At 37.0% G+C, this 14,205-nt stretch carries 16 protein-coding genes; 9 read left to right on the top strand and 7 right to left on the bottom strand.

All coding sequences use genetic code 11. The features are described from left to right. Positions 1-35: 35 nt before the first annotated feature. Positions 36-1,124, bottom strand: a complete 1,089-nt coding sequence (locus ACLLO5_RS22595; protein ID WP_413172745.1) for a DNA polymerase beta superfamily protein — start codon at positions 1,122-1,124, stop codon at positions 36-38. A 461-nt stretch (positions 1,125-1,585) separates the two neighbouring features. On the opposite strand from ACLLO5_RS22595, the gene rplU reads away from it, so the two are divergent. Both rplU and rpmA read left to right on the top strand, forming a co-directional pair. After that, positions 1,586-1,996 carry a 50S ribosomal protein L21 gene (rplU, locus tag ACLLO5_RS22590; RefSeq protein ID WP_413172744.1) on the top strand — a complete coding sequence of 137 codons (411 nt, stop codon included), beginning with the start codon at positions 1,586-1,588 and terminating at the stop codon, positions 1,994-1,996. A gap of 29 nt (positions 1,997-2,025) precedes the next feature. Next, entirely contained in the window at positions 2,026-2,301 is a 276-nt protein-coding gene (rpmA, locus tag ACLLO5_RS22585; RefSeq protein WP_413172743.1) for a 50S ribosomal protein L27, read from the top strand. Positions 2,302-2,397: 96 nt separating this feature from the next. Here the strand turns inward: rpmA and ACLLO5_RS22580 are convergent, their stop codons facing one another. Continuing rightward, positions 2,398-2,823: a hypothetical protein gene (locus ACLLO5_RS22580; RefSeq protein ID WP_413172742.1), complete on the bottom strand. Its 426-nt coding sequence runs from the start codon at positions 2,821-2,823 to the stop codon at positions 2,398-2,400. Positions 2,824-3,071: 248 nt separating this feature from the next. Here ACLLO5_RS22580 and cruF point away from each other — a divergent pair, with 248 nt between their 5' ends. Both cruF and cruG read left to right on the top strand, forming a co-directional pair. Continuing rightward, a complete protein-coding gene (cruF, locus tag ACLLO5_RS22575) occupies positions 3,072-3,980 on the top strand; it encodes a gamma-carotene 1'-hydroxylase CruF (protein ID WP_413172741.1) in 909 nt (302 codons plus the stop codon). Positions 3,981-4,124: 144 nt separating this feature from the next. Further along, a complete protein-coding gene (cruG, locus tag ACLLO5_RS22570) occupies positions 4,125-5,291 on the top strand; it encodes a 2'-O-glycosyltransferase CruG (RefSeq protein WP_413172740.1) in 1,167 nt (388 codons plus the stop codon). Between the two features lie 111 nt (positions 5,292-5,402). Here cruG and rnhA read toward each other — a convergent pair whose 3' ends face one another. Beyond that, complete coding sequence (rnhA, locus tag ACLLO5_RS22565) at positions 5,403-6,311, bottom strand: ribonuclease HI (RefSeq protein WP_413172739.1); 909 nt, start codon at positions 6,309-6,311, stop codon at positions 5,403-5,405. 455 nt (positions 6,312-6,766) lie between these two features. On the opposite strand from rnhA, the gene ACLLO5_RS22560 reads away from it, so the two are divergent. The 3 genes from ACLLO5_RS22560 (at position 6,767) to ACLLO5_RS22550 (ending at position 10,025) form a co-directional block, all read left to right on the top strand. Further along, complete coding sequence (locus tag ACLLO5_RS22560; RefSeq protein ID WP_413172738.1) at positions 6,767-7,276, top strand: DUF29 family protein; 510 nt, start codon at positions 6,767-6,769, stop codon at positions 7,274-7,276. 176 nt (positions 7,277-7,452) lie between these two features. After that, positions 7,453-9,405 (top strand): AAA family ATPase, encoded by a 1,953-nt coding sequence (locus ACLLO5_RS22555; RefSeq protein WP_413172737.1) that lies wholly within the window; start codon positions 7,453-7,455, stop codon positions 9,403-9,405. Then, positions 9,402-10,025, top strand: coding sequence for a hypothetical protein (locus ACLLO5_RS22550; RefSeq protein WP_413172736.1), 624 nt, complete (start codon positions 9,402-9,404; stop codon positions 10,023-10,025). Before ACLLO5_RS22555 ends, ACLLO5_RS22550 begins: the two co-directional genes overlap by 4 nt. A 23-nt stretch (positions 10,026-10,048) precedes the next feature. Here ACLLO5_RS22550 and ACLLO5_RS22545 read toward each other — a convergent pair whose 3' ends face one another. The 3 genes from ACLLO5_RS22545 to ACLLO5_RS22535 form a co-directional block, all read right to left on the bottom strand. Continuing rightward, complete coding sequence (locus ACLLO5_RS22545; RefSeq protein ID WP_413172734.1) at positions 10,049-11,041, bottom strand: alpha/beta fold hydrolase; 993 nt, start codon at positions 11,039-11,041, stop codon at positions 10,049-10,051. A 255-nt stretch (positions 11,042-11,296) separates the two neighbouring features. Further along, a complete protein-coding gene (locus ACLLO5_RS22540) occupies positions 11,297-11,761 on the bottom strand; it encodes a cupin domain-containing protein (RefSeq protein ID WP_413172733.1) in 465 nt (154 codons plus the stop codon). 16 nt (positions 11,762-11,777) lie between these two features. Next, positions 11,778-12,191, bottom strand: a complete 414-nt coding sequence (locus ACLLO5_RS22535; protein WP_413172732.1) for a GNAT family N-acetyltransferase — start codon at positions 12,189-12,191, stop codon at positions 11,778-11,780. 127 nt (positions 12,192-12,318) lie between these two features. On the opposite strand from ACLLO5_RS22535, the gene ACLLO5_RS22530 reads away from it, so the two are divergent. Continuing rightward, positions 12,319-12,972, top strand: a complete 654-nt coding sequence (locus tag ACLLO5_RS22530; RefSeq protein WP_413172731.1) for a glutathione S-transferase family protein — start codon at positions 12,319-12,321, stop codon at positions 12,970-12,972. A 131-nt stretch (positions 12,973-13,103) separates the two neighbouring features. Then, positions 13,104-13,586, top strand: coding sequence for a DUF1499 domain-containing protein (locus tag ACLLO5_RS22525; RefSeq protein WP_413176161.1), 483 nt, complete (start codon positions 13,104-13,106; stop codon positions 13,584-13,586). Between the two features lie 40 nt (positions 13,587-13,626). Here the strand turns inward: ACLLO5_RS22525 and ACLLO5_RS22520 are convergent, their stop codons facing one another. Next, a complete protein-coding gene (locus ACLLO5_RS22520) occupies positions 13,627-14,202 on the bottom strand; it encodes a pyridoxamine 5'-phosphate oxidase family protein (RefSeq protein WP_413172730.1) in 576 nt (191 codons plus the stop codon). Positions 14,203-14,205: the final 3 nt, after the last annotated feature.

Here is a 14,205-nt window from a genome sequence, read left to right as displayed (position 1 = left end):
CCAATTTTAGATTTTTTGCGATTAATAACGCCCTGTTACCAACCTTGCATTTCAACTAATTCCATACACAAATCATTAATTTTTTCCAAATCTGGTCTGTGAGGTAAAGTAGATTGGTCATAATAAATATCCATTTGATTCACTAAATCTTCTGCCATTTTCATCAACTGTTCATAAGTATACTCTCCTCTGAGAATAGCTTTTAAATCATCAATATCTCCAGCAATGTTTCTATTGACAATTACTTCTCCTGTTTGCAATATTTCTAAGCCACTACGCAGTAATCTAATACAGTGCATTCCGTGTTTCAAATCATAACCTGACTTTCTTTCCATTTCCGCCCTAGCGGGATTTCTATTTTGCTGCCAAGATATATAAGCCTTCCATTCTCTTAACGCAATTTGATAGCTTTGACTTTTTTGCAACAGACGAATAAAATCTTTACGGCTATTAGTGAGATTTCGGCTGTATTCTAAAGCTTCATCTGCTAAAGCATATTGTTTTAATATGCCTTTAAAATCAATATCTGCTGTTAGCAATGTGTATAATTGCTCGGATTCTTCTAAAAATTCAATTTTACCCCTAATCAAGAGATAAAGATACTCTAAAAAAGCATTGAGTTCATCTTTGCTCAAAGGTGGTTCATCTTCTATACCAAAATCACTAGGTATTGGTTTTTTTGTTGGTGGATTTAACAACCATTTGCGATGAGTTTCCATTTTTTTGATTTGAGCAAAAGCATAGCCAGAATAGGTATGTTTAACTTTTTTACTCAAAAATAACTGTCTGTGATTAATTAAATGCTGTCCAACCTCAGTTAAAATAGGATATGTGGGCAACCAAAGTAACTCTAAAACGTTGGGATTAGCACCTGCTAATAAATGTAATACTTTCCTTAACTCATAAATAACAGTATCTTCATTACCATCTATGAAGGGAAATATACCTGGTTCATCCCAGCCAGTATCTTTTTGTTCTATGCTATCGAATCCCAAATAGTAACGTTTAGGAGCAATAAATACGCCCCGATAATCATAATCGGAATCGGGACGATTTAAACCATAGCCGTGACTACCTGCCAAGCCGATAAAAATACTTCTTTGTTCAACTGCTATTCTTTTCATATCTTTTTATCAAACCTGATGATAACTAGTGGCACGACACCCATAAAATGTTTTTTTACTGAAATAATATTGTTGATGTAGTCCCTAGATTTTATTTTTACCAAATTGTATTATATATAAAGGCTAAATAATAAAGGCTAAATAAAGGCTAAAAAAAAATCTGAGCAACTCTACCCGTAGATACTGCCCAGATGGTTAAATTTTTATTCTGTCTGTGTCTCAATTGACTACAAACACATACGTCTCCATTCCGGTAATCAAGTCAAGTTTTCTAGATAAGATTTTTGAATCAATGATAATCTTGACCGAATGCTGCTCATTAAGATAAGATTTTAGATTGTCTGTCTAACTTCCTGCTCGGATCAGGTAGACATACTGCAAAAGCTGGTAAAAGCCATAAATTATAGTCTCTACAGGAGATTAAGACCAGCTACCTGTACGGCAACTTCAAGGACAATTTCATGACCTACGCAATTATTGAAACTGGCGGTAAACAAATTAAAGTTGAAGCAGGTCGTTTTTACGACATTGAACTGCTGAGTACCGAACCAGACGAAAAAGTGACCATAGACGCAGTATTGCTGGTGCAGCACGAGGGCGAAGTCTCAATTGGACAGCCGCGAGTGACAGGTGCGACAGTAGAAGGGACGGTGATGCGACATTTTAGAGGTCGTAAAGTCCTGGTTTACAAAATGAAACCTAAGAAGAAAACCCGCAAAAAACGCGGACACCGCCAGGAAACAACCAGACTTTTGATTAACTCCATTAACCTCAACGGTGAGGTTTTGGCATATCAAGAAGCGCCAATTACTCCAGAAAGTCCTAATCCTGTGGATAGCATTCCTGAAGAAGCTGTTGCTGCTGAATCATAAAAATAAGTAGATAAATTTAAGAGGAAATTATGGCTCACAAGAAAGGAACGGGTAGTACAAGAAACGGTCGTGACTCTAATGCTCAACGTCTGGGCGTAAAGCGTTTTGGTGGTCAAGCTGTGCGTGCAGGAAATATTCTGATCCGTCAGCGTGGTACTAAATTCCACCCTGGTAATAACGTTGGTATTGGCAGTGATGATACTTTATTTGCTTTAGTTGATGGTGTTGTGACTTTTGAAAGAAAGGGCAAAACCCGGAAACAAATCAGCGTTTATCCTGCTGTTGCTGAAGCGGTAGCTAGTTAAGTTTTAGTCATTAGGAGTAGGGGTTAGGGATTAGGGATGAAGGATTATTTATCTTTTTCCTGAATCCTTACCCTGGGCTAACTCCTGACAAACTTATTAAATAAACCTGTGTAATAAAGCGCCTGTAGCTAAACCTGTTAATGACAAGATAGATGTCAACCAAAAAGCTATACCTTGTTTGAAGCCAGCGGTCTGAAAGTCTATCTTCACTAAAATAGTAGCTGAGAGTACCAGCAAAGTATCAAGGAATACTCGAAACCAGGCAATCATGAGAAAGAAGAGGAAAGCTGCTAATACAGTGATGCCAAAAGACCTGATATTTGATTGAAACAGCATAGTGTAATACTCTGCTAGTTTTGACCATGAAGCAGTAAGACTGGCTAGTAAAAGCAATGTAGCTAATGCAACTATCAACCACACGAACCAAGGGGCTTTGGTTTCGGATATGACCCAGCCCAAAGTGCTGTAACTCAGCACTGCTAGTGCTAGGGAAAACCAAGGAATTCTGTTTAAGGTTGGCATAGATTGGTGTTCCCAGTAGCTGTTGGAGATATTATTTTACAATTTTCAGTTGATTGGCTCAGTTAAACAAGGGTTTAGGTTGAGGATATTGATCCTTTTTTCAACTATTTTCCAACTATGAGATGAATCAACTATCAATTTTCCCGGATTATTTTGTAAAAATTAGTTAAATTATGATCTTAAACATTTGTAAACTATTAGCAGTCGAGTAGCCGCGTGTCACATTTTATTAAGGTTAAGGGCTGATCATGAAACAACTAGTTATTGTTGAGCGCGTATGCCTGATTGGTCATATCGTGTCTATGGTGTTTGGACTAGTAGGGATATTATTAATTATTCCTAATGCGGAAGTAATTTTGAGCTTATCTGAAGTCGGGCAGACTGTCATGCAGTGGAGTATGGCAGGTGGCGGGGTGGCTTATATGATTTTAGGTGCTGTAGGTGTTTTCCTGTATGCTTACCGGACTTTGGGTTTAGGCCGTGCTTTGTGTTTTCTGTTGCCTTCGGTGTTAATTTCTTTGACTAGTGAGTTATTGGGAACTAGCACAGGTTTTCCTTTTGGTCACTACAGCTATTTGAGTGGCTTGGGTTATAAGATTGCGGGTTTAGTGCCGTTTACGATTCCCTTGTCATGGTTTTATGTGGGATGTGTTTCTTACCTGCTGGCGCGTGTAGGTTTAGAGGTAGATAAAAAGCCTAGTTTGTTCCGTCATGTAGGTGCGATCGCCCTTGGTGCGTTATTACTCACTTCTTGGGATTTTGTCCTTGACCCGGCTATGAGTCAAACTTCCCTTCCCTTCTGGTATTGGCAACAACCAGGGGCTTTCTTCGGGATGCCTTACCAAAATTTTGCCGGTTGGATGGGTACTGGTTCAGTGTTTATGGCAGTAGCGGCGCTGTTGTGGAGAAATAATCCAGTAAAATTAGAGCGATCGCAACTCAATATCCCTTTGATAGTGTATTTGGGTAACTTTGGTTTTGCAACCGTGATGAGCTTGGCTGCTGGCTTCTCCATTCCTGTCTTACTAGGCTTGGTACTTGGCGTTGCACCTGCTGTAGCACTGTGGTTGAGAGGCCCTGGCACATCCACTCCTGTAGGTGTTGAACCTGCAACCAAAGAAGTTTCTGTTGCCAGCGTCAAAGTAGCTTTCAAGTAACTTCGTTAGTGCTGAGTGAACTAGTAGCAATTCTACTCAGCACTACTCAATAATTTGTAATTAACAATTTAGACAAATTTGTATTATTTTAAATTTTATTGGCGTAGCCTACTGTCAGCACTATTTTGAATTGGTATAAATATTTTGATCATAGAAAGCACTATTTCCCTCTTATTACTACTTATTCAAGTACCAGCAACGGCACTTCTACTATCACGGCTACTCAAAGGCCCAAGACGACATACGCCCCTCAAACCACAGCAACCAACGCCTGATATGTTAGGTCGTGTCAGTGTGATTGTTCCAACTTTAAATGAGGCATTACGCATAAGTCCGCTATTAACGGGGTTAAGTCGGCAAAGTTACGAAGTCCGAGAAGTAATTGTGGTTGATAGCAGATCCCAAGATGGTACTCCCGATTTGGTAAAAGCGGCACAGCAAAAAGATCCACGGTTTCGGGTGATGACAGATGATCCTTTACCTTCTGGTTGGGTAGGTCGTCCTTGGGCGTTACATAACGGTTTTTTGTTTAGTTCCCAGGGAAGTGAGTGGTTTTTGGGGATGGATGCGGATATTCAACCCCATCCTGGTTTGGTGGCAAGTTTGGTAAAAACAGCCGAAACTGAGGGTTATGATTTGGTTTCTTTGTCACCTCAGTTTATTCTCAAGTATCCTGGGGAATGCTGGTTACAACCGGCTTTGTTGATGACGCTGTTATATAGATTTGACCCTGCGGGTATTTATACGGAACAACCGGAAAGGGTGATGGCCAATGGACAGTGTTTTTTGTGTCGTCGCTCGGTTTTAGCGGCTGTAGATGGTTATAGCAGTGCCAGTGGTTCGTTTTGTGATGATGTGACTTTGGCGCGAAATATTGCGGCGGCTGGTTTTAAGGTGGGGTTTTTGGATGGGGCAGAAGTGCTAAAGGTGCGGATGTATGAGGGGGCGATGGAAACTTGGAAGGAGTGGGGGCGCAGTTTAGATTTGAAGGATGCGTCTAACCGCGCTCAAGTTTGGGGTGATTTATGGCTATTGTCAGCGGTGCAAGGTTTACCTCTGATGATCGTTTTGGCTTTCCTCCCCTTCTTCCCATCTCCCTATCTCCCTATTTCCTTGGTATTAGCACTGAATGTATTTCTATTGTTCATTCGCTTTGCTTTATTATTAGCGATCGCACCTTCTTACGACCGTAAAGATGCCAAGGGAGGTTGGTTATTCTGGCTTTCCCCCCTGGCTGATCCTTTGGCTGTACTGCGAATCTTTTTATCTGCTTTCCACACTCCGCGAGAATGGAGAGGAAGGAAGTATTAAGGCAAATTAGGCTGATACAGCAGATTGCAGATCAATAAGGTACAGAATCAAAATTGAAACCTATACACGAAGCCAGTTTCACTCCTGACTCCTGCTGTAATTGGGAATGAATTATTCGGCTTCAGTTCCTATTTGATCACCTCTTTCCAGTTCCCACAGAATTTGATTACCTTCCCGTCGGACTCGTGAAACTATCCAGTTTCGCCAACGCCACTGATCTCCCCGACTAGTGACTGCACTGGCGTGGACATCCATCAGGTCTGCTAGTTCTGAACTAGTGATTAAATAGCCTTTTTCTGCAATTTCGTCAGCCACACGCAGAGTTTCAACTAAGTTGCGGAGTTGTGAAATCCTCAACTCAGGTGGTTTATCGTCGTTTGTATTGGCAGCTGACGCTGTAGATGGTTCCATAGTGGTTATGTCTGATGACAAAATACTGCTTTGGGAAATGTTTTCGTTAATTTTTGTAGAGTTTGTTGAAGAATCAGATACATTTGCTACATTGATTTCCTTTGTAGTGGTTAAAGTTGGGTAAGGATTTGCAGGCGAAAATTGTTGAAGAGATGGGATTTTACCGCTGGCAAAGGAGCGAGCAATCACATCACAACGTTCGTTACCTATGTTACCAGAATGTCCGCGCACGTGCTGCCATTTGACGAGTCTGCTGTTGAGTCTATCGAGGGTTTCTAAAAGGTCTTGATTTTGGACTGGGTTGCCATCTGATTTTTTCCAGCCTTTCTTTTTCCAGCCAGGCATCCATTTGGTAACGGAGTTGATTAGATATTCGCTATCGGTGTAGAGGATGATGGGTTGGGTTTGTCCAGAGTTGGCAAAAAATTCTAGGGCTGCGATCGCCGCTTGCATTTCCATTTTATTATTGGTGGTATGGCGTGATGCGTCACCCATTTCGTGAACTGAACCATCGTTAAAATAAACAACTACAGCCCAACCACCAGGGCCGGGGTTGCCTGTGCAAGCACCATCAGTATATATGCTTTCAATTATGGGTTGTGTAGACATGGTGGGAGTATGAAACCGCAGAGAAGACAAAGGAAATAGTTAACGTCGAATTTTTGTTAATAATAACCAGGCTATTATACTGACAATCACTCTAGTTACAACGCTAATGTAGCTTTATGAAAAATTTTTCCTTCTGCTTTCTGCCTCGCCCAAAGGGCTGTTAAACTGAAGCATGATAAATAGCTGTGCGGGTGATGCCTGTATAGGTAAGGATTTAGCAATGTTTAACCCCTTCTGTATCAGAACTTTAACTCACCTTGAGGGAATAGGAAACACTAGATTTTATAGATAGTAAAATGTCAGAATCAGGATGAATAGTATAAAAATAGGGATTTTATCACCAATTACCTATTACCCATTCCCAGCATCAACTAGATATTTAGCAATTTGGGTTATGACAGAACATCAAAACTACAAAATCAACTAATAACTGCAACTAAGTAAGGTCAATAACCATGACGCAAGAATTAATGGAATTAAGACAAAGCATCTTAGAAGGGCGTTATGATGATGCGTTGGAAATTCTTGATGATTTGGAGGATATGAGCAAACAGGGAACTTTGCGAAAAATAGAAGCTTTTTTAGTTAGGTTAGTTATTCATCTGATTAAAAATCAAATTGAACAGCGTTTAACTAATTCTTGGATTGCTTCTATTTCTGATTCTGTGATTCAAATTGCCAAATTGAATATTAAAGATAATCAAAAATCCTATTATATTAAAGCTGATGAATGGCAAGAATATTTAGCAGAAGCTGTAGAAATGGCAATTCGTCCCGCTAGTGCGGAGATTTTTGGCGGGACTTTAAAACCAAGTCAAGTTTCTCAAAGATTGCAAGGAAAAGAGTTGATTGATTTGGCTCAAAATCTTTTGTTATTAACTTATGAATATCAACCTAAAGAGTTAGCAAAGATGATTGATAATTATTTAGCTAAATTACCGGGAGGTGAAGATTGGTTTGAGTAATTTTGGTAAAACTAAGTTGTTTGAAAAGTTTTCGGCGACTAGAAGTCGCTACTATACAAACAAAGTCCGCGAAGGTGGACTAATTAAAAATTAAGGGTTTTGCATTTTGCTATTTAGTGAAAGAATTTAACCTGTAATGTATTCAAATTAACTTAAAAAGTGAACAGGATAAACTCATGTTTATTAGTATTGATCAAATCAAAGAGTCTCTTAAACATTTGGAAAATGTAGATTCTTTTTGGGGAATTACTTTTTTGAAGTTTAAGCAATTACAATTACCAGTAGGTAATACGATTGAAATATCTCTATATTCGGAAATTAAAGATTTTTTAGAAAAAAACTATAAACTCTATAAGGACTCAACATTTTCTTATAGATGTTTCCGTTTATCAAAAAATAAAAATAGATGGATAAAACTTAACAGATATGTAAATTCTATAATAGAAGATGTTTATAGAGAGATTTATAAAGATATCCATACACCAATATTTAGAGAATCATTAATCAATAACATAAATGAAGACAGATGGGGCTGGAAAGATAACTATATTGAAATTTTAAAATCCTGTTTGTTTCAGTATGATAATCAACTGATTCCTACTTTTCATTTAGCTGTATGGCTATATCGTGAAAAAGAATGGTCATCTGAAACAACACCAGAAGATATTATTGAAAAATTTAAAGATGATTTTTTGATAAATGAGCAAGAATTTAACAACTTATTTGATATTTCTATTCCTGAAAATACCAACATAAGCCAGCTTTTCAAAAATAAAAAAGTGTCTTGGACAGAATTAAAAACTGTTATTGAAAAACCTCCATTTATACCACCCGAAGAAGGTGCTTTGACTTATCTAGAAATACAAGGTGTAGGTGCTGCAAAAAAACTTTGTTTTGAACCAGCAGAAAGACTGAGCTTAATTACAGGTGATAATGGATTGGGTAAAACTTTTTTACTAGAATGTGCTTGGTGGGCTTTAACTGGACAGTGGGCAAATTTACCAGCATATCCAACGCAAACTTTAAGTGATGATGAACCCGTAATTACATTTAAAATCTCTGGCGATTCGGAATCTGATACAGAGAGTATTTCTTATGACTGGCAGCTTCAAAGATGGAATGAAATTAAAAATCGCTCAACTATTCCAGGTCTTTTAATTTATGCCAGAGTAGATGGTTCTTTTGCCGTATGGGACACAGCAAAACAATATTTGTCATCTTCATTGCGGATTAGAAATATTGAAAAAAAACCACTTCCTTTTGTGTTTACAAAAGATGAGTTATGGAATGGTCAAAAAGATGAAAATGGCAATACTTTTATTAATGGATTATTACAAGATTGGATTCAATGGCAAAGTAAACCAGATAAATATCCATTTGACACCTTAGAAAAAGTATTAGCACGTTTATCACCTCCCGAAGAAGGAGATTTAGGAATTTTGAAACCGGGAGAACCTGTCAGACTTCCTTATGATGCTAGAGAAATTCCCACCATAGAACATCCTTATGGAACTGTTCCCATTATTCATGCTTCCGCAGGGGTACAGCGGATAATTACAATGGCTTATTTGATAGTTTGGGCTTATGAAGAACATAAAATACAATCAAAACTTATCCGCATAGAACCACAGAAGAGAATGGTTATTTTAGTAGATGAATTAGAAGCACATCTTCACCCCCAATGGCAAAGGGCTATTTTACCTGCTTTGTTAGATGTGAGAGATGATTTAGCATCTGATTTACAAGTGCAAATTATGGTTGCTACTCATTCTCCTTTAGTAATGGCATCTGTAGAACCTAGATTTGATGAAAGAGTTGATAAGTTATTTAGTCTAGAACTGGTGAAAAGCGATTTATTAGGTAATGAAGTTCAAATTGAAGAACTTCCTTTTATCCGTCAAGGTGTGGTAGATTATTGGTTAATGTCTGATGTTTTTAAATTGCGTCATTCGCGTTCTTTGGAAGCAGAAAAGGCTATAGAAGCAGCGAAAATTTTACAATTATCAAATAATCCCAATTCGGAAGATGTGGCAAGAGTATCAAATGATTTGGCAAGGTATTTATCAGAAGATGATAGATTTTGGCCAAGGTGGGTTTATTTTGCAGAACAGCATGGAGTAGATTTGTGATTCCTATTAAACCCCAGCCTGAACCTGATGATTTTGACGAAAAAGTTAGAAAAGAAGGTAAATATTTTTTAAGTAAAGTTCCTAATCCTAAAACAAAAGATTGGAAAAACCGTGATTATTGGCGGAGATCATTGCGTGATTTATACGATGCTTGTAATCAGATTTGTGCATATTCAGCACAATGGATTCCTTATGACACAGGTAGCCCAGCAGTTGATCATTTTATTCCTAAAACGGTTAAACCTGAACTAGCTTATGAATGGGATAATTTCCGTCTTATTTGCTCAAAAATTAACACTAATAAAGGAATAAAAGAAGAGATTATAGATCCTTTTTTCTTACCGGCAGATAGTTTTATTCTTGATTTTCCTTCCATGCTTATTAAACCTAATCCTAAGCTTTTAGAACCACTAAAAGAAAGAGTAATTTATACAATTAAAGAACTAAAACTTAATGAAGAAACTTGGCAATTGGGGCGTTCAGATAGGCTGATAGAGTATTGCAAAAAAAAGTGTTCTTTCGACCATTTAAAAAGGAAAGCTCCATTTATTGCTTATGAATTAGAACGTCAAGGGTTAGTAGAAGTAGACAAGATAGCATATATTATGGGGGTGAGATAGGTTTATATATTTATTTACGTTAATTAATACTTTGTATTTTCAACTTTATCCAAAACTCTTCTCACTGCTGCCAAAATAACTTCTGGCTCGTCTATCCATACAAAATGACTACTTGTTTCTGTCAATAATTGTTCACAGTCAGTTGAAAGTAAAAGCAAATTAGATTGTATAGAATCTCGCAGTTTATCGGCTGGTGAAATTGAAAAAGAAAACCTTCCCAATCCAGGCTTAAGAAACGTAGTAGCTTTGATATTAATAATTGGCATATTTCCAAAATAATCAGCTTTTTGTAATTGATGACCGCTGGTATTTAAACTCCACATTTCTCGAAACATGGTCAACCAATGTCGTGAAGAATAAAAAGAACGCTTGACGATTTTTAATTTAGTTGCGGGAAACTGACGCAGTTCTTTTTTGATAACTTCAAAAGCGCCTATTATCCCTAATAATCTGACAATTCCTAATGCTGCACCCAAGAAAGCAATAAAAAAAGAACCTGTAAAAAATAACTTCAATAATTGCAGACTCAATGGCATTGCTAACATCTGTTTTTCATGCAACCCATCTGTTAAAACCATTCCCACCACTTCTTCCGGGAACAAATGAGCATAAAGACGCATATTATAACTACCAAAAGAGTTACCAACTAATATGTATGGTGGTTCAATTTCTGCCTTCTGCAATAAAATATGTAATTCTTTAACTATGTGTTCACTAGTACGAGGTTTATTACTAGATTGACTCGAACCATAACCGGCACGATCATAAATACAAACTCGTGAAATTTTTGCTAATTCTTCTACTAAAAAATAGCCATCTATTCCGCCAAGACTATGATCTAAAATTATTGTCATCTTTCCTTGTCCAGCCGAATAGAGATGTAATTTATGTCCACCGACATCAATCAATTTTCCTATGGGTGGTATTTTTGATTTTTCTTGAATGCTGGCAATTTGATGATATGTAGTGATTCCTAATAATATCAATGATTGCCAGTTGAATAAATCTGATAGCAAAGTTTTAATCTCCCTGATAATTTTCTATTACTTATTCTATAAATCCATGTCAAATTTGATTAGAAATCCAAACTTTAGATAAAGTTAGTTTTACTTCTGCATCGCTATTAATAACAGATATAGCGTTTATCGGTTGAGTGAGGTACAAAAACCCCACCCCCAACCCCCTCCCCGCAAGCGATGAGGGGGCTATGATGTAACTCATAAGATTAGGAAACGCTATATAATGCAAATTTCCATGATTCATGTTTAGATTTAAATTTCATATAAATCACCATCTCGATGTGTGAAAATCCATCCACCATTATCACTAGATTTAGCTATTAAATCATCATCTGGATAATCTACTTCATCTCCTGGTGTTCTATCTCCAACTTCCAAATAAATTGCTATTTCTGAAGATTTATTGACTATTTGATGTCCATTTGCTTCTCCTGCGGGGAAACCTGCCATCATTCCCGGTGTGAGAATTTGCTCACCTGCATTAGTCACTAAAGTTGCTTCACCTTGAATAATATAAATAAATTCATCTTGTTTATGATGCCAATGTCTCAATGCTGAACAACTTCCTGGTGATAGTGTGACTAAGTTCACACCAAAGTTTTTCAATCCGGCTGCATTTCCTAAAGCTTGTTTGACTCGTCCTGCAATTCGATATTTAAAGACTTCTGGGTAAACTGAAGTGGTTCGATGAGGGATATTTTCTGGATTAATAATCATGAGCTTATGCCTCAAATTATGGGTTATAACGTCGCATTAACTTAATTCCATCTAAATCATATTGGAATCCCCATTTTTCATAGAAAGAAATCATTTCTGATAAGCAGTAAAGAGAAATATTTTCAACTTCTTTTAATTGTGGATGATGAATCACTTCATCTAATAATTTAGCACCCAAACCCATGTTTCTATAATCAGGTTTAATAATTACGTCATATAACGTTCCTCGATAAACAAAGTCGGTGAGGACTCGACAAAAACCAATCAATTCTTCGTGATCATCTACCAAAGCAATAATTATATCTGATGCCTTTAACATCTTGACTACTCGCTCATAAGTTCGGTCTTTGCTCCAAAATTCATTTTTATATAATTCTACAAGTTGATAAATTTGATCTTCGTTTAACTGGTTAACAATTTGATAATTCATGGTTAATTTTTAATTAATTTAATGTACTAAAACGTTTTTTGATGCCGTTTTATTGATAAATATAATTATTTGGGCAATATTATTATACAATTTAGTTGAGTTAAATAATTTTAGTAAAAATAAGAGAATGACACAACTAACTTTAGTTATTGGTAATAAAAATTATTCATCTTGGTCATTACGTCCTTGGCTGTTGATGAAGCAATTTGAATTAGATTTTGCAGAAATTCGGATTCCTCTCTATACTCCTGAATCCATATCTACACTTCAGCAATATTCCCCATCTGGAAAAGTACCTGTACTACTGCACGATGATTTAACTGTATGGGACTCTTTAGCTATTTGCGAGTATATAGCAGAAACATTTCCTCATTTATCCTGCTGGCCAGAAAATAAAATTGCAAGAGCATTTGCACGTTCTATTAGTGCTGAAATGCACTCTGGATTTCAAAATTTGCGTCAAAATATGCCGATGAATTGCCGCAATAAATATCCAGGTCAAGGTTTGGTAACAGGTGTACAACAAGATATTAATCGTATAACTGATATCTGGGAAAAATGTAAGCAAAGTTTTGGTGCAAATGGCAAGTTTTTATTTGGTAATTTTACTATTGCCGATGCTATGTTTGCTCCAGTTGCTATGCGGTTTATTGCTTACGATGTCAAACTAGATTCGATTGCTAGGAATTATGTACAGGCAATTTGGGAACTTCCGGCAATGCAAGAATGGATCAAGTCTGCAAAAAATGAAATTGAAGTGATATCCAAATATGAGTTTTAGATTCTAATCTGTGCATCAATATAATCATTGCTTAGATTTTAAGAAAGAGTAAATGCACCTAATTTGCACTTCTTGGTTGATAATTATTGGATATGACAACAAAACCCAAATCATCGAGGAGTAAATTAATTATGTACTGTCTAACAGCATTATCCCAGCGACTAAAGAGTATTACTTTGTTGGCGATATTATTAACCCTGATGATCAGTGTAATACTTCCTGGCGTAACTTGGGCTACTGGATTGGGAATTGATAATGGTCATCTTATTTCTTGTCCAGCTTCAGACAATTGTGTTGTGAGTCAAAATGCTGATGCTAAACACGCCATTGAACCAATTACTTATCATGTAGACCGGGAAAAAGCTAAAGAAATTTTACTCAAAGTTCTCACTGTTGTTCCCCGTACAGAAGTGATAGAACAAACAGATAATTACATTCATGCTCTTTCTAAAAGCCGCATCTTCAAATTTGTGGATGATGTAGAGTTTTATTTACCTGTGGATGAATCGGTGATTCATATCCGTTCAGCATCTCGCGTGGGAGAGTCGGATCTTGGTGTCAACCGCAGACGTATGGAACAAATTCGTTTAGCTTTGCGTGATTTAAACATTTGATTTGATGTGAATGCAGTTGTTGAAGTTGAATAATCATCATTTACGAATCAATAGATTTTTGATTGTGAACTTGAGATAAGGGAGTTAACAAACCATCAATGCTGACAAAATTTTTCTGCTGATGATATTCTTTAATTCCCTGTTCACCTTTCTTATTAGCCCAGTTAACTAAAGTTTCTCTTTGTCCTTGATATTCATAAAGTGGTACAGCAAAACCACAGGAGGTTTGTACTCGTTCAATATCAGCGACAATTATTTGTCGAGTTCCGGGAAGAGGAGTAAACAAGGAATATAAAGAATCCCATTGTGGAGAATTAGGTAAAATTGTTTTTCCCTTGCCATAAAGACGGACAATAGATGGAGGTTCTTGAAAAGCGCAAAACATAAATGTGATTCTGCCATTTTCTAATAGGTGGGCAGATGTTTCATTTCCACTACCTGTTACATCTAGGTAAGCAACGCAAAGGGGTGAGATGATACGAAAGCTTTCTAAACCTTTGGGAGAAAGGTTAACATGGCCTGTAGGACTTAAAGGAGCAGTCCCAACAAAAAACATCTGCTGAGTTGCAATAAATTTTTGCAATTCTTCCGTAATAGAGTCAAAAACTTTAGCCATAAA

It is taken from the genome of Anabaena azotica SJ-1, assembly GCF_047275885.1.
Lineage (GTDB): Bacteria > Cyanobacteriota > Cyanobacteriia > Cyanobacteriales > Nostocaceae > Trichormus_B > Trichormus_B azotica_A.
This window is presented reverse-complemented; position numbering and strand designations above follow the sequence as displayed.

Excerpts from the sequence above, each read along its gene's own strand:
- ACLLO5_RS22595 (WP_413172745.1), bottom strand. The coding sequence starts at position 1,124 with ATGAAAAGAATAGCAGTTGAACAAAGAAGTATTTTTATCGGCTTGGCA.
- rplU (WP_413172744.1), top strand. The coding sequence starts at position 1,586 with ATGACCTACGCAATTATTGAAACTGGCGGTAAACAAATTAAAGTTGAA.
- rpmA (WP_413172743.1), top strand. The coding sequence starts at position 2,026 with ATGGCTCACAAGAAAGGAACGGGTAGTACAAGAAACGGTCGTGACTCT.
- ACLLO5_RS22580 (WP_413172742.1), bottom strand. The coding sequence starts at position 2,823 with ATGCCAACCTTAAACAGAATTCCTTGGTTTTCCCTAGCACTAGCAGTG.
- cruF (WP_413172741.1), top strand. The coding sequence starts at position 3,072 with ATGAAACAACTAGTTATTGTTGAGCGCGTATGCCTGATTGGTCATATC.
- rnhA (WP_413172739.1), bottom strand. The coding sequence starts at position 6,311 with ATGTCTACACAACCCATAATTGAAAGCATATATACTGATGGTGCTTGC.
- ACLLO5_RS22560 (WP_413172738.1), top strand. The coding sequence starts at position 6,767 with ATGACGCAAGAATTAATGGAATTAAGACAAAGCATCTTAGAAGGGCGT.
- ACLLO5_RS22555 (WP_413172737.1), top strand. The coding sequence starts at position 7,453 with ATGTTTATTAGTATTGATCAAATCAAAGAGTCTCTTAAACATTTGGAA.
- ACLLO5_RS22540 (WP_413172733.1), bottom strand. The coding sequence starts at position 11,761 with ATGATTATTAATCCAGAAAATATCCCTCATCGAACCACTTCAGTTTAC.
- ACLLO5_RS22535 (WP_413172732.1), bottom strand. The coding sequence starts at position 12,191 with ATGAATTATCAAATTGTTAACCAGTTAAACGAAGATCAAATTTATCAA.
- ACLLO5_RS22530 (WP_413172731.1), top strand. The coding sequence starts at position 12,319 with ATGACACAACTAACTTTAGTTATTGGTAATAAAAATTATTCATCTTGG.
- ACLLO5_RS22525 (WP_413176161.1), top strand. The coding sequence starts at position 13,104 with ATGTACTGTCTAACAGCATTATCCCAGCGACTAAAGAGTATTACTTTG.
- ACLLO5_RS22520 (WP_413172730.1), bottom strand. The coding sequence starts at position 14,202 with ATGGCTAAAGTTTTTGACTCTATTACGGAAGAATTGCAAAAATTTATT.